Raw genomic sequence first — 17,608 nt, 5'->3', positions numbered from 1 at the left:
ATGTCGGTCTCGGGGAGGTTTACGCCGCGATCCGGGTTTGCTGAGTTTGTTGGTCATTGGTGAAATGACCACACACCAAGAATCCGCCCTGCGCGAAGAGAGCCACCTGGACCGCCACGATGACGACGGTGTCGGAGCTATCCGGGACTGGGGAGCCGGCTACGTCGATCGCCACCCGGTCGCGTCGCTGCGGACGGTCGGCGATCAATTCGTGCTGGGTGTGCGCACCATCGAATACTTCTTCATCGATCTGTGCACCGGCCGGTTCCAATGGCAGGAATTCGTTCGGCAGGGCGCATTCATGGCCGGCACCGCGGTGCTGCCCACGATCCTGGTTTCCCTCCCGATCAGCGTCACCTTGTCCATCCAATTCGCCCTGCTCGCGGGCCAGGTGGGTGCCACCTCACTGGCCGGCGCTGCCAGCGGGCTTGCGGTAATTCGGCAGGGCGCCTCGCTGGTGGCCGCGGTGCTGATGGCGGCCGCGGTCGGGTCTGCGATCACCGCCGACCTGGGTTCACGCACCATGCGCGAAGAAACCGATGCCATGGAAGTGATGGGCGTGTCTGTGATCCGGAGACTGGTGGTGCCGCGCTTTGCCGCCGCCATCATGATCGGCGTCGCACTGACCGGCGTCGTGTGCTTCGTCGGGTTCTTCGCCAGCTACCTGTTCAACGTGTATTTCCAGGACGGCGCCCCAGGCAGTTTCGTGTCGACGTTTGCGTCCTTCGCCACCCCCGGCGATATGATCCTGGCACTGCTGAAAGCTGTCATCTTCGGTGCCATCGTCGCCATCGTCTCGAGCCAGAAAGGCCTGTCCACCAAGGGCGGTCCCACCGGAGTGGCCAACTCGGTGAACGCGGCGGTGGTCGAATCGATCCTGTTGCTGATGATCGTCAACGTCGCAATCAGCCAGCTGTACATCATGCTGTCGCCCCGGACGGGGCTGTGAAGTGACGACGTCCCCCTACCTACCGCTGGCACCGCTGAGCACCCGACTGCTCGGCGTCTACCGCAGATCGACCAAACCGGTCACCCGGCTGGGGCACATGCTGGTTTTCTTCGTTCGCGCCCTCGTCGCCGTCCCGCTCACCCTGCGTCAGTACAACGGCGAGTTTCTGCGACTGTTGTCGAACATCACCTGGGGCAACGGCTCGATCGTGGTGGGCGGTGGAACCGCCGGTGTGGCAGTCGTTCTCGGCGTCACGGTGGGGGCACTCGTAGGCATCGAAGGCTACAACTTCCTGGACCTGCTCGGCCTCGGGCCGGCGACCGGGTTCGTGTCGTCGTTGGTCAACACCCGAGAGCTGGCGCCGCTGATGGCGGCGATGGCTTTCGCAATGCAGGGCGGCTGCCGGTTCACCGCGCAACTGGGGTCGATGCGCATCGCCGAGGAGATCGACGCGATGGAATCGATTGCGATCCGGCCGATTCCGTATCTGGTGACCACCCGGCTGATCGCCTCGGTGATCGCGATGATTCCCTTGTACGCCGCCTGCCTGGCGATCGGCTATCTCACCACCCAGGTGGTCGTGCAGATCAGCAGCGGCGGCTCGACCGGCTCCTATCTGCACTACTTCTCGCTGATGCTGGCCGGCCAAGACATTGTCTACTCGCTGTTCAAGGCGATCGTCTTCGTCTGGATTTCCGCCACCATCCAGTGCTACTACGGCTTTTACGCCAGCGGCGGCCCCGAAGGCGTGGGGGTGGCCGCAGGGCACGGCATGCGGGCCAGCATCACCGTCATGATTATCGTCAACATGCTGCTCACCATGGCGTTGTGGGGAGTGGACTCCGGCGCCAGGTTCGGTGGTTGACCGATGCACAATTCTTTCGACGTCGACGGACGCGGCCCGTCCGACCGGCAGCTGCTCGGCGCCGGGGTGGCGGTTGTCTTGGTCGCAACGCTGCTCACCACCGGGCTGTTGTTCAAGTCCACCGGCCGCCTCGACGACTACGTGCGGGTGGTTGCCGACCTGGTCAACGTGGGTGACGGGCTGCCGCAAAAATCGGACGTCAAGTATCACGGCGTGCTCGTCGGGATGGTCGACGACGTGGTGCCCGCGGCCCACGGGAAGCCGAACTTCGTTCAGATCAACCTCAAACCGCAGTACGCCAAGTCGATTCCGGCGGCGGTCACCGCACGCGTCGTTCCGAGCAACGTGTTCGCGGTGTCGTCGGTCCAGCTCGTCGGTAACGGCCCGGGTTCGACGATTCGGCCGGGCGCCCACATTCAGGAAGACAAAGACCTGCCGACGGTGTTGTTTCAGACCACCGTCAGCAAGCTGCGTGACTTGCTGGCCGCCGCCGGGCGCGGTCGCGAGGACAGGTCGGTGGGCATCCTGGCGGTCCTGGGTGCAGCGACCGACCACCGTCGCAGCGCGTTGTTGAACAGCGGGGCGCAGTTGAATCGTGCTCTGGATCAACTCAATTCGATCGTCAGCACCGATACCGGCCCCTCGACGGTGTCGGCGCTCTTGGACGCGGCACGCGGACTGCAGGCCACCGCACCGGATCTGGTCGACGCGCTGCACGAGGCTGTCGGGCCGATGCAGACGTTTGCCGAAACCCGCGCACAACTGGCCGGCCTGCTCGCCGGTGCCGAATCCACGGTGGGCACTGTGTATCAATCCTTCGACAACCACATGGACCAGCTGATCAGGATCTCCACCGACCTCACCCCTGTGCTGGGGGTGCTGGCGTTGCGTTCCAACAACTTCGTGCCGGCAGTGATCAAGCTGGACAACCTGGCCACCAAATTCCTCCAGGAGGTCTGGGACCCGGTGTTGGGTGTCGGCAACATGCGAGCCCGCATTTCGTTCACCCAGACCTTCGCCTACAGCCGGGCCGACTGCCCGCACTACGGTGAGCTCAAGGGTCCCAGCTGCTTCACCGCGCCGCTGGTTCCGAACAAACCTGCGGTGCCCGATGTGCTGTTGCCGCAGAACTATCACCCGCCCCTGGACCTGGCCCCGCCGCCGGGAACCGTAGTGGGGCCGGACGGCAACCTGGTGGCGGTCGGCCCGCCGCTGATCAACCCGAACCCCAGCCTGGCTGACCCCAATCCGCCTCTGCCACCGTTTATCTCGCCGTCGCCGCCGATACGGACCGGCGCCGATCCCGACATGCCGGACCCGTCTCCGCCCGCGCACGGACCGGTCCCACCGCCGCCGCTGCTGGGTCCGCCGGCACCAGGATCGGTCACCCCGTCCTCGTTCGGCGGCAACGTCGGCCCGGTCGGCAGCGAGTACGAACGAGCCATCCTCGGCGTGATCACCGGTCGGCCGGCCACCGCCGCCACCCAGCTGCTGCTGGGCCCCGTCGCGCGCGGAACAACGGTGTCGTTGGTCCCGCCGAGCGGGGCGGCGAAATGAAATTTCGCGGCCCGCTGATCGGCGTCACCCTCTTCATGGTGATCGCGCTGACCCTGACCTGGCTCGTGTATGTCAGCCTGCGGCGCGACGTCGCCGGCAACACCGCGTCGTATTCGGCGATGTTCACCGACGTGTACGGGCTTCGGGACGGCGACGACGTCCGGATGGCCGGGGTCAGGGTGGGCCGGGTCGAAACGGTCGAGCTGCAAGGCAAACTCGCGAAGGTCTCGTTCGTGGTGCAGACCGACCAGCACCTGTTCGGCAACACCGTCGCCTCGGTGATCTACCAGAACATCGTCGGGCAGCGATACCTCGGACTGTCCCTCGGGCCCGCAGAAGGTCGAGCGGGCAGTCAGTCACCACTATTGGCACCGGGCAGCACCATCCCCCTCGATCGCACCGAACCGTCGTTTGATGTCACCGCCCTGCTCAACGGCTACGAGCCGTTGTTCAGCCTGCTGAACCCGCGCGACGCCGACAACCTCACCAAAGGCGTCCTGGAATCGTTGCAGGGCGACACCTCCTCACTTGCCACCCTGATCAGTCAAACATCGACGCTGACTGAGACTTTCGCCGGTAGGGACCAGGCCCTCGGGGATGTCATCACCAACCTGAACAAGGTGGTGGCCAACCTCGCCGCGCAGGACGTCAATCTCGACGGCGTCATCACCCAGACCCGCGACGTCATCGGCGCTCTCAACCAGCGGCGTTCCGAGCTGGTGGCCGCGATGGGTTCGTCGTCGCGAATGACGCAGAACCTGGCGCGAATCGCGCGCGAAGACTACCCGGCGCTACGCGAATTCATCGACCGCAGACCAGGAGTCACCCGACACCTGCTCGACGTCGAACCACAGGTGGCCTTCTTCGGCGACAATATCCCGCTGTTGCTGAAGGGCTTGACCCGCATCGGAAATCAGGGCGCCTACGGCAACGCCTACCTGTGCGACGTGAACGTGTTCGGGTTCTTCCCCGGACTCAACGACGTGGTGCCGATCATCGTCAATGCCGCCACACCGGGTAATAGAGCGATGCACACACCCCGATGCAGGAATGTCGGCAATGGGTGATTCGTCAGGACGGCAACGAATTGCGGAGCTGCGCAAGCGTCCGCTGGAGAGCTTCAGCAAGTCCTGGTTGGGCTCCATCGCCGTCGCAGTGGTGGCGGTGCTGATCGGCACCCTGCTCACAGTTCATGCGCTCGGCGCCGGTTACCGCCATTTCACGGCCGAACTCTTGCAGGCGGCGTCGTTGCGGCCCGGCAACCCCATCACTGTGGCCGGCATTCCGGTCGGCGAGGTGACCAGTATGAAGCTGGTCGGTGATCACGTCGAGGCCGGTCTGAAGATCAAAGATGATGTGGCGCTCGGTAAGGACTCCAAGGCCTCGATCAGAGTGACGACCATCCTGGGTTCGCGGTACCTGGCGTTGGAACCCGACGGCCAGGGGTCGCTTCCCAACGGGACGTTCGATCTGGCGCACACCGCAGTTCCCTATGACCTGCAGGCCGCATTACAAGATGCCACAACAACTTTCGAACAGGTGGACTCGGACAGGTTCGCACAGTCGTTGGCGGTGCTCGGCAAGCAACTCGAGGGGCTGCCCGCGGTCGTACCGCAGGCGATGGCCAACATCGATTCGTTGTCGTCGATCATCGCCCAGCGTCGCGACCAACTCGGTCAACTGCTCAAGAGCACCGAACAGGTCACCAACACGCTGCGCGGTCAGCAGGCGAACCTCGGCAACGTGGTCACCCAGGCGCAAGAGCTGCTGAGCCAGTTCGTGGCGCGACGCGCCGTCTTTCACGCCCTGATGCAGTCGCTCACCAATATCGTCGACACGCTGAATCAGCTTGTGGTCAATGATCGTTCGGGGTTGGAGACGTTGCTGAAGGATATGCACGATTTCACCGGGATGATGGCCCAGCACGACGATCTGCTGCGCAGCATGCTGCAGGTCACGCCGGTGTTCGTCCGTGAGGCCGCCAATCTGACCGGGGATGCCAACGCCGTCAGCTTCAACGCTCCGAACGCACTGCTGATCGATTCGTGGATGTGCGCACTCAGTGGGCGCGCCCAGCAGTTCGGGCTGATCCCCTACTTCAAGGACTGCAAGTGAGGCGCCGGGTCGTCACATTCGTTGCCATCGTGGCGACGGTGATCACCGTGATCGGCCTCGGGTGGTACTTCACCGGCAAACCCGGACCGATCACGGTGACAGCCCAATTCGACAGTGCTTCAGGTCTGTACGAGGGCAACGTGGTGGCGGTGCTCGGCATGCCGGTCGGCAAGGTCACCAAAATCATCCCCAAGGGTGGCTACGTCGAAGTCCAGTTCACCGTCGACCGGGACGTCAAAGTCCCTGCCGATGTTCAAGCCGTGACGGTGTCGACATCGATTCTCACCGACCGCCAGATCGAGCTGACCCCGCCCTATCGCGGCGGTTCGGTGTTGGCCAACCATGACACCATCGGCCTGACCCGCACCAGGACACCGGTCGAATTCAGCCGGGTGCTCGCCGTCCTCAACAAGGTGACCAGGTCGCTGCAGGGTGACGGTCACGGCGGCGGCCCGATCGCCGACGTGATCAACGGCGGCGCCGAAGTCGTCAACGGCAACGGCGGCAAAATCAAAGGGGCGCTTGACGAACTGTCCAAGGCGCTGCGGCTCAGTAGCGACGGCGGCGCCCAGACCCGCGCGCAGATCACCACCATCATCAAGAACCTCAGTTCACTGTTCGAGGCCGCCGCCGCCAATGACGGCAAGCTGCGCGAATTCGCCGCGACCATCCACCAGCTCACCCAGATCCTGGCCGACGAGGACATCGGCGGCGGCAGCACCGGAAGAAAGCTCGACCAACTGATGCAGCGGGCCAATGAGCTGCTCGATGCCAACCGCGACAACATCAGCCAGGCCCTGCGCAACGGCAACACCCTGGCCAAGACGTTGGTCGACGAGCGGCGCGGTCTGGCCGAGACACTGGACGTCGCTCCGCTGCTGGCGGACAACGCCTACAACATGGTGGACCGCCAGAACGGTGCCGTGCGAGCGCACTTCCTCACCGACCGCATGATTTTCGACAGTCAGCTGACCAAAGAGATCTGCAATCTGATGGGCCTCCGGCAACTCGGCTGCAGCACCGGCACCGCGCAGGACTTCGGGCCCGACTTCGGGTTGACCTACGTGCTGGACGGTCTGGCAGCGATGGGCCAGCGATGAGCAGCGGCCGCGCCAAAGCAGCCGCTGCCCTCACCGCGGTGGGCATCGTCAGTTCCGGGTGCGCCACCAACGGCCTTGCCAGCCTGCCACTTCCGGCCCCGGGAATGGGTTCCGGCGGTTATCTGCTGACCGCGGTGTTCTCCAACGCGCTGAACCTGCCGATGAATGCGAAGGTGAAACTCGCCGGGGCCGATGTGGGCCAGGTCGAGTCGATGGTCGCGCGCAACTACACCGCGGTCACCACGCTGCGCATCCGCGATGGGGTGCTGCTGCCGAAAGGCAGCACCGCCGAATTACGCACCGCCACGCCGCTGGGCGATGTGTTCGTGTCCGTGCGGCCGCCGGCTGAACCCGACTCGGCCCTGCTGACCAACGGCGACACCATCGGTCTGGAGTCGACCGCGGCGGCAGCGACCGTCGAGTCGGTGCTGAGCTCGGCCGCCATCCTGGTGAACGGTGGCGCGGTACGCAACTTCACCAACATCATCAACGGGTTCGGCAAAGCCACCGGTGATCAGGGCCACGCGTTCGGTGAGTTGATCCGCAAGTCCAACCAACTTCTGAGCACGATGGACGCCCGGTCCGGCCAGATCTCCAGTGCACTGACCGAAATGTCGAATCTCAGTGCGCAACTCGACGCCAAGAATCGGGAGCTGAGCGAACTGATGGCGGCGGCCAACCCGGCCATGAGCGCCCTGTCCGCGAACACGACCGACCTGACCAACCTGGTCGTGCGACTCGGCGACACCAGCCGGCTGTTGTCCAGGTTCCCGTCGCTGGGCGGAACCGACACCAGTGGCCGCAGCGTGATCCGCGACCTGAACACCATCGCCGCGGCTGCCAACGACGTCGCAGTCAGCCCCGACACCAGCTGGCTGGCGTTGAACCGGCTGTTGCCGGTGTTGATCAAATCGACTGCCGGAAGCGCGATTTCAGTGCATGTGGGTGTCGACCAGTTGGTGCTGGGAGCGATACCCGACATCGGCTTCCCAGGCGACCGCGGTCTGCACGGCCCGACCCGGTTCACCTGGAATGAGTTCGTCGGCACGCTGAAGTACACCCTGTTCCGGTTGCAGGAACGAGTAGTCGGGCGCGGGCCGGAGGCCGTGCAGGTACCGGTGGTCCCCGATCCGAACGTCCCGGGCGGATTGCTGGTCGGCCCCACGCCGGGCACGTCGCACGCCCCGCCCGCACCGGAGCTGCCCGGTCTGCTATCGCCAGGACCACAACCGTGATCGGCTCCGCGGCAGAGACTTTGGTGCGGCTGGTGCGTGCCGGCCACCGCAGACAGGTCTGGTTGTCGGTGGCCGGGCTGGTGCTGACCCTGGTAGTTGCGACCGCGTATCTGCTGATCGGTGCGCTGCGGGTGAAGCCGTTCGCGTCGTCTTACCGGGTCACCGTGCAGTTGCCGGAATCCGGTGGGCTGCTGCCGAATCAGGATGTCTCGCTGCGCGGGGTGCGGATCGGTCGCGTCGAGTCGTTGCAGCTCACCGACCAGGGTGTGAATGCGATCGCCAGCATCGACAGCACGGTGCGGGTCCCGGCGTCGGCGGTGGCGCACGTGTCGGCCCTGTCCCCCGCCGGTGAGCAGTACATCGACTTCCAGGCGGAGTCCGATGCCGGACCATACCTGCACGACGGCAGCTTGATCGGTCTCGGCCACGCCACCGTCCCGGTCAGTCTGGCGAAGCTGCTCGGTGATGCCGACGGCCTGCTGGCCCAAGCCGATCCACGCAAGATCGAGCTGATCAAGCGGGAACTCAGCATGAGTAAGGAGGGACCGGGCAAGCTCGCGGCCATCGTGGACGGTGGCACCTTCCTGCTTTCCACCCTCGATTCGGTGCTGCCGCAAACCACCAGTCTGCTCAAGACGAGCCGGGTGGTGTTGACCCTGGCCGCCGACAAGAACGCCGGACTGGCTGCCGCCACTGTGGGTCTCAACCGGACCCTGGCGGGGGTCGCCAGAATGCAGGGCGGGTACCGGCGGCTGACCGAGCAGACACCGCGGACGCTGTCGGCCATCGACAGCCTGTTCACCGACAACTCCGAGACCATGGTGCAGTTGCTGGGCAGCCTGGCCACCGCCGCGCAGTTGCTCTACCTGCGGGTGCCTGCGCTGAACGCGCTGTTTCCCGATTACCGCGGATCCGTGCTCGACGCGGTGGCCAGTGCCTTCCACGACCATGGCGTGTTCGCGACGGCCGAGCTGTATCCGCGGTACGCGTGCAACTACGGCAACCCGACGCATTCACCTTCGGCCGCAGACTATTTCGAACCATTCATGTACACCTACTGCCGCGACGACGACCCCGGGGTCGGTATCCGGGGAGCCAAGAATGCGCCGCGGCCGGCCGGCGACGACACCGCCGGCCCCCCGCCCGGTGCAGACCTGGGCCGGCGAACCGACCCGACGCCGCGGGGCCGCTACACGATTCCCACCCCCTACGGCGGCCCGGCCCTACCGATCGAACCCCCGCACTAATCCCGACAGCACGAGGAGACACCGATGACCGCAATTACTGAGAAGACCATCACTCTCGAAAAGATCGCTGCTGCAACGGAAACAGGCGAGGATACCGACATCGACGATTCCGGGACCGAAGACACCGAGTTCGAAGACATCGCCGCGGAGGCGGAAGACGCAGACCAGGCAGACGAGGTAGCCGAGGACGAAGATGACGACAGTGCGCTGCTGAGCAAGAAGTCCAAGAAGAAGAGGGATAAGACCCGCCGGCCGTGGGGCAGCTATCTGCGCCGCGGCATCATGCCGGTGTTGCTTGTTGCCTCCCTTGCAGTTTCGGGCTTCCTGGGGTGGCAGCAGTGGCAACAGCATCAGGCGCAGGTGGCCGGTGAGCAGGCCCAGCAGGCGGCGATCAAGTATGCCGGAGTGCTCACCAGCATCGACTCCAACAACGTCGACGAGAACTTCCGGCAGGTGCTCGACGGCTCGACCGGGGAATTCAAGGACATGTACACCCAGTCCAGCGTGCAGCTGCGGCAACTGCTGATCGACAACAAAGCCACCGCGCACGGGGTGGTGGTGGACTCGGCGATCGCGTCCCGATCCGCGGATAAAGTCGTGGTGTTGGTCTTCATCGACCAGACCGTGGCGAACATGGCGGTGCCCGACCCGCGCATCGACCGCAGCCGCATCAAGATGACGATGGAAAAAGTCGACGGTCGCTGGCGCGCCGCCAAAGTTCAACTGCTGTAGCCGAATCGGAGTGACAAGCTGTGATCAGAAGAATCGTCGCCGCAGCGATGCTGCTCGCGACCGCCGGCAGCTGTTCCGCCCTGCACGTGGCATCCGCGAATGCATCGGCGGAGTCGTTCTGCGGCGAGCTCGGCGGCGGTTGGGACGGGCAGTACTGTCACACCGCGGTCACCTCGGAGCGCAACGCCGTACGCGACATCAAGGTCGCGGTGCCCGTCGACCTCGTCGACAATCAGACGACCGGTCCGGTGATCCGCGACTACCTGCGCACCCTGGTCGGGAATTGGCGACGCGCCAACACAGCCATGGCCGCCGACAGTTATGGCGAGGAGAACTTTCAGGTCTTCCAACACGGCAATCTGCTCAGCACGGTGTTCCACGAGGACTATCACGCCGACGGGCCCCAGCCGAACAACGCCTATCGCACTTTCACCTTCGACATGGCCGGCGGTCGGCGCGTGCAGCTGGCGGACCTGACCAACGGTTCACTCGGCGCAATTGCGGGGCCGGCCCAGCCGTTCATTGAGACCGCGCTCAATCAGGCTGCGCCGCCGCATGATCCGGGAACCTACCCGTTCACCGTCGACCGGTGGACCCCGGACAAGGTGTACTCCGGTAGCTACCGCGCCTGGGCGTTGACCCCTGATGAATTGATTCTCTACATGCCCGACTATCCCGTCGGCCATGACGAGCCCATCAACTACTTACCCGGACTGCCGCAGTGGTACATGGATGGCGGCACGGTCGAGGCGCACATTCCGCTGGCCGCGCTGGGCGGCGTATTGCGGGCCTGAGGGTGGCAATCGGTCGCTAGGCGTTGGCGTTGCCGGCGCGCCACTGGTCCCACGGGATGTTCCAGTCGCCCAGGCCCTCGGTACCCGGCAAGATGCCGCCCACGGTGTTGATGACCTCGACGATGTCCCCACGCTTGCTGTGGTCGTAGAACCACACCGCGTTGCTGGGGCTCACATTCAGGCAGCCGTGACTGGTGTTGGAGTGGCCCTGGGCGCCCACCGACCACGGCGCGGAGTGCACGAAGATTCCGCTGTACGAAATCTGGGTGGCCCAGTCCACGTCGGTGCGATATCCGTTGGGCGAGTTCACCGGAACGCCGTAGGTCGACGAGTCCATGATGATGTGCTTGAACCGGGCGCCGACGGTGTAGATGCCGTTGTTCGTCGGCGTGCTGTCCTTGCCCATCGAGGTCGGCATCGTCTTGACCACTTCACCGTTGATCTTCACCGTGATGGTCTTGGTGCTGTCATCGGCGGTCGCGATCATCTCGTCGCCGATGGTGAAGTGCATCTTGACGTTGTCCTCACCGAACATTCCCTCGCCGAGGTCGACCCCGTAGGTGTTGACAGCGACGTCGACGTTGGTGCCTGGCTTCCAGAAATGCTCTGGGCGCCAACGCACCTCGCGTCTGTTCAGCCAGTAGAAGGCACCCTCGACGGGCGGGTTGGTGGTGATTTTGATGGCTTTCTCGGCGGCGGCCCGGTCAGCGATGTTCTCGTCGAACCGGATCGCCACCGGCTGGCCGACGCCCACTGTCTCACCGTCACTGGGGACCACGTAGGGCATGGTCAGGTGCGCCGGGGAACTGGTCTGGAAAGTCATTTTCCGGTCGGCGACGCCACCAAGTCCGGTCGCTTTGGCATTGAGCGTGTAGCGCCGGTTGTAGCCGAGGTGTTCGCTGGTTTGCCAGTGCAGCCCATCCGGGCTGAGCTGTCCGGCGATCTGCCGGCCGTTTTCATTGATCAGCGTGACCGAAGCCAGCACCCCGTCGGCGACGGCGACAGTCACCGGCGCGTCCACGGTCACCCCTACGGCCCCGTCGGTGACCGACGCGGTGAGCTTGGGGACCAGCAGATCGGCAAACGGTGTGCCCTTGTTCTCGATCACCTTGGCGGCGACCGGCCCGTTGCCGCCGCTGCCGCAGGCGACACCACACACAGCAACCAAGACCATGGCCAGAACCAGCCACGGTCGACGTCTGCGCAAAGGCGCCATCAAGTGACCTTTCAACTTCTGCTCGCTCACGATGGTCGCCGCTGACCTCGGATTCCCGCCGCATTTGCCTGGGTTCGGTCCCCAGCATCTTCTTGGATTGTTTCCAGTATTGTAGTGCCTCCCCGCCACCCACCGAGGCCGTCCGGAGGATTACCTTTGCTGGTGCTGTAGCTCACTGTGAGGGATTTCGCTCTGCGACGCAATGCCTGTTATTGTCGAGAGCCGGTCTCAGACCGAGCAAGCGCCGTTAGCTCAGTTGGTAGAGCAGCTGACTCTTAATCAGCGGGTCCGGGGTTCGAAACCCTGACGGCGCACTGGTCAACGGGTTTTCCATACCGCGACTGTACCCATCGGTGTACACATCCGCGCTCCTTCCGAGCTTTCGAGCGCGCCCCCCGCCCACTAGCTCGGCGGCCCAGGAGTCCCACAACTCACCGGCACCAATGCGAACGCATCTCTGGGCGGAGCACCGGCCGCCGCCCAACCCAGCACGGGAATGCGCCGGGGCCGCGAGCGCCTTCGGCACCGCCGGTTCTGACATAGTCAATGCTCACTCGGTGGCCGCCACTGCACGACACCTAACTCTCCCGGGCGACGGCTCCGGCTGTCGATCTGCTCGGCGTCAGCATTTGCGCCAGGTCGGTGGTGTCAGGAAGCGCGTTCCAATTCATCATTGCGGCGGCGGCTGTCCGAGTCCGTTGAGTGCGGTGGCAATACGGCCGAGGCCTGTCGCGTTGTCGGCGTCGATGTCCATGCCGTGGGTGTTGTCGGCGTTGTACATGGCTTGAGCCGAAGAGACTATGGCGTTGCCCGTTCCGGCCAACCTGGTGATCGTGGACTCCATCTCGCGCTTCAGCGAATCTGCCAAAGCCACCAACTTCGGCCCCGTCACGAAGCCAGGATTCCCGCTGGCCGCAGGCTGCGCCGAGTCGAACAGCGGGACGAGTGCGGCGCGTGCGGTGGCTGCCTCGGTCTCGATGGTGCTTCCAGCGTTCTTGACTTCGGCGGGTGCGATTTGAATTAAGTCACCGCTCATTCGACATCCCCTCTGCGCCTACCCCGAAGCCGGACACAACGGTCCTCCGTCGCTGCCACTCACCGTATAACGATCAAGTTCGGAGGTTGCGTCGCTGTACCCGACGAGCAGGATGAATAACGTCACCAGCAGAACACCTAATACACCAAGCGTCGCAAGAACTTTCAGCCACCAGCGGTGCGCTCCGATTAGGACTAGCACTGACGCGGCAACCAGGCAGACCATGGTGGGGATAACAAATCCGATCGTTGCCCAACCCGTCGCGGTGAGGTTTGGCGCAGGTGGCCAGGGCATGGCGCAGTGATTGCTCTCCAGCTGATGCACCCAGGCGTCAACTCGCCATGCACCCACATACAGAGCCACCAATGAACCGGCAAGCAGTGTCGCGGCAGCAACGAACCACCACCTAGCCCGTTTCACAACAGCGAAATTCTCATCGCGCTCCCGGCGGGCGAACGACGACCACGGTTTGAGGGTCCTGTTCCTGGAGCCTGATTGGCAACCGGTCTTCCAGGCTGTAGTTGACCGCGCCCGGAGTGTGCTGGGTGTAGAGGACGTCGCCGTTCGCAAGGACGCTCGACACTATTGCTGCATGGTGGCTGACTTCACCGTTGTGCGCGGCGGGGTCACTCCAGTTGAAATAGATGACATCGCCGGGACGCGCCTGCGAGACAGGAACCGGAGCCCCACCGCTATTCACCAGAAAGCTCCGTTGTTCGTCGGCGTTGTACCAGGACTTCGTATACCGGTACTGATCAGCATCGAAATTCCGATCGGTGAAGGGGATATGGACACTGGGCACATTGGGTATCGGGTTGGCCCAATCCTCTTTACTCCAAACGCCTTCCACTTGTCGTAGACCACCTACCCGCAGCGATTCCGACACGAAGAATGCGCAGTTGTTAGGAAAACGGTCGAGACCCTCGTTCGGGGCGTTGGCGTACGCCCACCTTAAGGCCTCAATAGGGTTGTATCCCGTGCCGTGGTTGGTCAGCTGAGCTTTGACGTCGGCCGGTATGCCGGGCAGATCGAACAACTCCACGGGAGCGGCAAGACGAAGTTGTTGCTGCTGTTGCGGGGTTAGAGCCGCCCACCACTTCCCGACCTCCTCCGGGGGGAGGCCATCTGGGAGCTGATCGCGCATCTCTTCAACAGCGTTGCGCACAGCCGTGCTCTGCGCGTTCTGCGCTTGCTCCACGGTGATGTCGTCGGGGTTGAGGCTCACCGCGCTCAAGGCATCGGCACAGCTGGTCCGCCTGTGTGGCGGCTTCCACTGCGTCGGCAATCCGTTGCTGATATCTCAGCGCGTCATGAGATCGCTGACCGGGTCGACACTGGCTTTAGGTGTACCGACTCTACCGTCGTCACTCACCGAGAAACCCTTGCCTGTGGCTTCGGCGACTGCAGCATTCAGCTCGCGCTGGGCGATTTCCACCGCGTCCTGCAAGGTGTCGAGCGGGGTGGTCGCTCCGCGCGCCAGGATGCCCATGTTGGCTGTTCGTCCGGCGAGCTGGACCAGCACGTTGCGTGCCAGGGTGCCGGTGTGGTCGGGCCAGTGTTCTTCAAGCGGCTTGGCACCGTTGGCGTGGATGTTGCTCGCGGTACGCTCGGACTGCTTGGCCACTGCCAGGAGGTCATCGGCGGCTGTTTGCCACAGCCCGGGCTGCGCGTCGCGCACCTGCGCGAAGGTGACCACGACCCTCCCCCACGTCGATTGGTCCGGCCGGAACGGTAACAGGATATGTGGGTGCCGGGCTGAGCCGTGAAGAGTTGCGCGAAGGGGATGCGCACTTGACTGACCAAGTTGCGATCTACCTCAGTCGGTCGATGGTGGCGTGCAGATGGTCCAGCACGCCATCGTTGAGGCCGTGTGCACGGTCGTAGTCGGAGATCGCGTCGGCCAGGCGGTCGAGCCGGTCGTTGAACGCCGCACCGCACACTTCAGAGATCGCATCTGCGAGTTCGTCCGCCGGGACACGAGACAATCGGTCGTCTAGCCACACCTCGGCGACGCGGCCCCGGGTATCGACCCTGACCTCCACCAGACCGCCCTCTGACTTGGCCTCACCAACCACGCCGTCCAGCAAATTGGCCAAGTCGTCGAGGTCGGCAGAGTCGTCGCTAACCCCTACCATTTTGGCTCCCCCGGTGTCACTGACATTTGTAGAGTACGGAAGCCTGTCGAAGAGTAGACAAGCTTCATGCGGGCGAAAACCGGAACACGTGGCGGTCCTGACGTACTGCGAAATTCGGTGATGCGCGCAGACTGCCAAGTGGTGTCAGTATCCGACAGCAGCAACTCCGTACTGCGCCTGCGCACTGGTATACCCGTCGATGCTCACCAACTGATCGATAAGTCCGCTGCGGGAAAAGGAGGTGACGCTGAGGTACTGCTTCGCCGCTTTCGCGGCTTGTTGATTCCAGTCGACAGAGAGGCTGTTTACCGCGTATGAGGCATCTTCCGTTGAATAGCCGTCAATGCTTACGAGCTGGTCGATGAGTCCGGTTCGCGAGAATGGGGCGACATTGAGATACTGCTGCGCTGCGCGTAGAGCGTTTTGCTGACCCATCGGACTCTGAGGTAGCTGACCTACCGGACTGGCGGGCACTTCATATCCCATGGGTGCTGCCTGCGCCTCGCCCTCGGAGACACCGCCGAGTACCAGAAGAACACTGCTCACAGCAACTGTATGGGTCAGGACATTTTTGACTGTTCGTCATCGGGACATGGTTGACGTGCAACCTAGGCCTGCGACGGTCTCGCGGTGGTCGATCCAGAGGTTCCTGAATCGGATTCCGACGTTGCGGCACGTGTCACGGTCGAGATCCGTCTACGCGCTGTCAGCGAGGTCAACGACGGCGCACCTGTCAGCGAGGTCGCCGAACGCTACGGCGTCACCCGGCAGACGGTCACAGCGTGGCGCAAGCGCTACGTGACCGGAGGTCTAGACGCCCTGGCCGATCAGTCGCGTCGCCCGCATTCCAGCCCCGGCCGTATCGCTGCTGATGTCGAAGCGTTGATCTGCGAGATGCGCCGCCACCACCGACGCTGGGGCGCCCGTCGAATCGCCTACGAACTGACACTCGAAATTGGTGGCCAGGCTCCGTCTCGCTCCACGACCCACCGCGTACTGGTGCGCAACGGTTTAGTGAATAGCCAAGAGCAACAACATAAACGAGTCTACAAACGATGGGCACGGGAAGCGCCAATGCACCTGTGGCAACTCGATATCGTTGGCGGGGTGTTCCTGGCCAACGGGCGCGAACACAAGATGCTCACCGCCATCGACGATCATTCCCGCTTCGTTGTCGCCGCCACGGTGTTGCCGGTCCCGTCAGGTCCTGCGGTGTGCGATGCGTTCCTGGCCGCGATGGCCCGCTGGGGTGTGCCGTTTGAGGTGCTCACCGACAACGGCAAACAGTTCACTGGCAAGTTCACCCGGCCACTACCCGTGGAGGTCCTCTTCGAGCGGATCTGCCGCGAGAACGGCATCACCGCCCGACTGACCAAACGCCGCTCCCCGACCACGACCGGCAAGGTGGAGCGGTTCCATCGAACCTTGCGACGCGAACTGCTCGACGAGACAGGGGCATTCGAGTCTATGCAGGCCGCCCAGGCAGCGATCGACGAATGGGTACACGCCTACAACACGGTGCGCCCTCACCAATCGCTGGACATGGCCACCCCGGCGAGCCTGTTCCGCAGCCGAGCCACCGAACCCGTTGCGCACCCTGGTGCCGACACCGCCCGCCCCGACGAGCCCACCGCTTCCCTTCCGCTGAGGTCAGCATCGAACAACGGCAGTGGGACCCAGCCCATCGAAATGGAAGCTCGCGTACCACCGTCGGGGGTGATCGTGCTCGCGGGCTTACAACAGCTCTGGGTGGGCAAGAACTACGCCGGATTAACGGTGACACTGTGGATCCACCTGTCCAGCATCCACATCCTGCTCGCCGGAGACGTCATCAAGACCGTGCCGTCGCGAGTGACGAACGCCGATCTCGAACGCCTCTCGCAGCGTGGAGTCCGGACCGGGCGCCCTGACCCCGCAGGCCAAGCACCGACCACCGTCGGGACCGCTGCAGGACCGAGACCGATCGAGATAGAGCGCACCGCCAGCCGCGACGGCATCGTCGTTGTCGGAGGCCACCAACTCGCACTCGGCGCGGGCATCGCCGGAACCAGGGTCACATTGCGACTCGACGTCGGCCTCATCCACGCCACGGCCGGCAACATGCTGCTGAACACTCTGCCGAACCCGTTACCGTTCAACGAGATTGAGCTGATGAAGGATGCCCGACCCGCGACGTCGGCACTGCCGCCACCGCCACCAGCAGGACCCCAGAGCGTGCAGCGGCGAGTTCCCAAAGACGGCGTCGTGATGGTTGCCGGCCAGCGACTGGAGTCGGACGAACACACGCCGGAACCATTGTCACCATCGTGGCCGAAGACCATCACTTCCGCGTGCTCGACGGCATCAAAGAGCTCTCACTACACGCGCGGACATCCACCACACCCATCCGCAACTTCAACGCTCACCGCCCCCGGAAACGGTAACCATGTCCCGACAACGATGCGTCACCCATGTCCTGAGACCACACAGGTCAGTGTTAAGCGGCATCGGTTGGAATCGCGTCAACGACACGCTCGGCCCCGTGCTGCGTGACACGGACGGACGCGTCTTTACGATGGATACATTGCCGGAGATGTTGACCGTCTCACCGTTTCCGCAACTGCGCGGCCTGTTGTCTCACTCAGACT

At 63.9% G+C, this 17,608-nt stretch carries 17 protein-coding genes and 1 tRNA gene; 12 read left to right on the top strand and 6 right to left on the bottom strand.

Annotated elements, in window-relative coordinates; all coding sequences use genetic code 11:
- The first annotated feature begins 64 nt into the window (after positions 1-64).
- Genes AC5Y5Z_RS14695 through AC5Y5Z_RS14650 form a run of 10 tightly spaced genes read left to right on the top strand, consistent with a single transcriptional unit; the run spans position 65 to position 10,594 of the window.
- On the top strand, positions 65-949 hold the full coding sequence (locus AC5Y5Z_RS14695; protein WP_499925842.1) for an MlaE family ABC transporter permease: 885 nt from the start codon (positions 65-67) through the stop codon (positions 947-949).
- A 1-nt stretch (position 950) separates the two neighbouring features.
- Positions 951-1,814, top strand: coding sequence for an MlaE family ABC transporter permease (locus AC5Y5Z_RS14690; RefSeq protein WP_463829062.1), 864 nt, complete (start codon positions 951-953; stop codon positions 1,812-1,814).
- A gap of 3 nt (positions 1,815-1,817) precedes the next feature.
- Positions 1,818-3,371 carry an MlaD family protein gene (locus AC5Y5Z_RS14685; RefSeq protein ID WP_499925839.1) on the top strand — a complete coding sequence of 518 codons (1,554 nt, stop codon included), beginning with the start codon at positions 1,818-1,820 and terminating at the stop codon, positions 3,369-3,371.
- Positions 3,368-4,438: an MlaD family protein gene (locus AC5Y5Z_RS14680; protein WP_499925837.1), complete on the top strand. Its 1,071-nt coding sequence runs from the start codon at positions 3,368-3,370 to the stop codon at positions 4,436-4,438. Before AC5Y5Z_RS14685 ends, AC5Y5Z_RS14680 begins: the two co-directional genes overlap by 4 nt.
- On the top strand, positions 4,431-5,486 hold the full coding sequence (locus AC5Y5Z_RS14675; RefSeq protein WP_499925835.1) for an MCE family protein: 1,056 nt from the start codon (positions 4,431-4,433) through the stop codon (positions 5,484-5,486). The genes AC5Y5Z_RS14680 and AC5Y5Z_RS14675 overlap by 8 nt, the downstream gene beginning before the upstream one ends.
- Before the next feature lie 29 nt (positions 5,487-5,515).
- Positions 5,516-6,586, top strand: coding sequence for an MCE family protein (locus tag AC5Y5Z_RS14670; RefSeq protein ID WP_499925920.1), 1,071 nt, complete (start codon positions 5,516-5,518; stop codon positions 6,584-6,586).
- Positions 6,583-7,821, top strand: a complete 1,239-nt coding sequence (locus AC5Y5Z_RS14665) for an MlaD family protein (RefSeq protein ID WP_499925833.1) — start codon at positions 6,583-6,585, stop codon at positions 7,819-7,821. Before AC5Y5Z_RS14670 ends, AC5Y5Z_RS14665 begins: the two co-directional genes overlap by 4 nt.
- Entirely contained in the window at positions 7,818-9,068 is a 1,251-nt protein-coding gene (locus tag AC5Y5Z_RS14660; protein WP_499925831.1) for an MlaD family protein, read from the top strand. The genes AC5Y5Z_RS14665 and AC5Y5Z_RS14660 overlap by 4 nt, the downstream gene beginning before the upstream one ends.
- A 24-nt stretch (positions 9,069-9,092) precedes the next feature.
- Positions 9,093-9,800, top strand: coding sequence for an Rv1363c family protein (locus AC5Y5Z_RS14655; protein ID WP_499925829.1), 708 nt, complete (start codon positions 9,093-9,095; stop codon positions 9,798-9,800).
- Positions 9,801-9,820: 20 nt separating this feature from the next.
- Positions 9,821-10,594, top strand: a complete 774-nt coding sequence (locus tag AC5Y5Z_RS14650) for a mannan-binding family protein (RefSeq protein WP_499925827.1) — start codon at positions 9,821-9,823, stop codon at positions 10,592-10,594.
- A 16-nt stretch (positions 10,595-10,610) separates the two neighbouring features.
- Here AC5Y5Z_RS14650 and AC5Y5Z_RS14645 read toward each other — a convergent pair whose 3' ends face one another.
- Positions 10,611-11,810: a L,D-transpeptidase gene (locus AC5Y5Z_RS14645; RefSeq protein ID WP_463829090.1), complete on the bottom strand. Its 1,200-nt coding sequence runs from the start codon at positions 11,808-11,810 to the stop codon at positions 10,611-10,613.
- Between the two features lie 241 nt (positions 11,811-12,051).
- On the opposite strand from AC5Y5Z_RS14645, the gene AC5Y5Z_RS14640 reads away from it, so the two are divergent.
- Positions 12,052-12,124, top strand: a tRNA-Lys gene (locus tag AC5Y5Z_RS14640).
- Between the two features lie 356 nt (positions 12,125-12,480).
- Here the strand turns inward: AC5Y5Z_RS14640 and AC5Y5Z_RS14635 are convergent.
- The 5 genes from AC5Y5Z_RS14635 to AC5Y5Z_RS14615 all read right to left on the bottom strand — a co-directional run bounded on the left by AC5Y5Z_RS14635 (position 12,481) and on the right by AC5Y5Z_RS14615 (position 15,527).
- On the bottom strand, positions 12,481-12,846 hold the full coding sequence (locus AC5Y5Z_RS14635; RefSeq protein ID WP_499925825.1) for a hypothetical protein: 366 nt from the start codon (positions 12,844-12,846) through the stop codon (positions 12,481-12,483).
- Positions 12,847-13,279: 433 nt separating this feature from the next.
- Positions 13,280-14,071 (bottom strand): amidase domain-containing protein, encoded by a 792-nt coding sequence (locus AC5Y5Z_RS14630; protein ID WP_499925823.1) that lies wholly within the window; start codon positions 14,069-14,071, stop codon positions 13,280-13,282.
- A 75-nt stretch (positions 14,072-14,146) separates the two neighbouring features.
- Complete coding sequence (locus tag AC5Y5Z_RS14625) at positions 14,147-14,542, bottom strand: hypothetical protein (protein WP_499925821.1); 396 nt, start codon at positions 14,540-14,542, stop codon at positions 14,147-14,149.
- Positions 14,543-14,657: 115 nt separating this feature from the next.
- Positions 14,658-14,981: a YbaB/EbfC family nucleoid-associated protein gene (locus tag AC5Y5Z_RS14620; RefSeq protein ID WP_499925819.1), complete on the bottom strand. Its 324-nt coding sequence runs from the start codon at positions 14,979-14,981 to the stop codon at positions 14,658-14,660.
- A 144-nt stretch (positions 14,982-15,125) separates the two neighbouring features.
- Positions 15,126-15,527: an Ltp family lipoprotein gene (locus AC5Y5Z_RS14615; RefSeq protein ID WP_463829084.1), complete on the bottom strand. Its 402-nt coding sequence runs from the start codon at positions 15,525-15,527 to the stop codon at positions 15,126-15,128.
- Positions 15,528-15,611: 84 nt separating this feature from the next.
- Between AC5Y5Z_RS14615 and AC5Y5Z_RS14610 the strand changes: the two genes are divergently transcribed.
- Positions 15,612-17,513, top strand: coding sequence for an IS481 family transposase (locus tag AC5Y5Z_RS14610; RefSeq protein ID WP_499925817.1), 1,902 nt, complete (start codon positions 15,612-15,614; stop codon positions 17,511-17,513).
- The last annotated feature ends 95 nt before the right edge of the window (positions 17,514-17,608 follow it).

It is taken from the genome of Mycobacterium sp. NGS29, assembly GCF_059812965.1.
Note: the sequence above shows the minus strand (reverse complement) of the source record. Positions and strands in the feature narration are given on the sequence as shown.

Excerpts from the sequence above, each read along its gene's own strand:
- AC5Y5Z_RS14695 (WP_499925842.1), top strand. The coding sequence starts at position 65 with ATGACCACACACCAAGAATCCGCCCTGCGCGAAGAGAGCCACCTGGAC.
- AC5Y5Z_RS14685 (WP_499925839.1), top strand. The coding sequence starts at position 1,818 with ATGCACAATTCTTTCGACGTCGACGGACGCGGCCCGTCCGACCGGCAG.
- AC5Y5Z_RS14680 (WP_499925837.1), top strand. The coding sequence starts at position 3,368 with ATGAAATTTCGCGGCCCGCTGATCGGCGTCACCCTCTTCATGGTGATC.
- AC5Y5Z_RS14675 (WP_499925835.1), top strand. The coding sequence starts at position 4,431 with ATGGGTGATTCGTCAGGACGGCAACGAATTGCGGAGCTGCGCAAGCGT.
- AC5Y5Z_RS14665 (WP_499925833.1), top strand. The coding sequence starts at position 6,583 with ATGAGCAGCGGCCGCGCCAAAGCAGCCGCTGCCCTCACCGCGGTGGGC.
- AC5Y5Z_RS14655 (WP_499925829.1), top strand. The coding sequence starts at position 9,093 with ATGACCGCAATTACTGAGAAGACCATCACTCTCGAAAAGATCGCTGCT.
- AC5Y5Z_RS14645 (WP_463829090.1), bottom strand. The coding sequence starts at position 11,810 with ATGGCGCCTTTGCGCAGACGTCGACCGTGGCTGGTTCTGGCCATGGTC.
- AC5Y5Z_RS14635 (WP_499925825.1), bottom strand. The coding sequence starts at position 12,846 with ATGAGCGGTGACTTAATTCAAATCGCACCCGCCGAAGTCAAGAACGCT.
- AC5Y5Z_RS14620 (WP_499925819.1), bottom strand. The coding sequence starts at position 14,981 with ATGGTAGGGGTTAGCGACGACTCTGCCGACCTCGACGACTTGGCCAAT.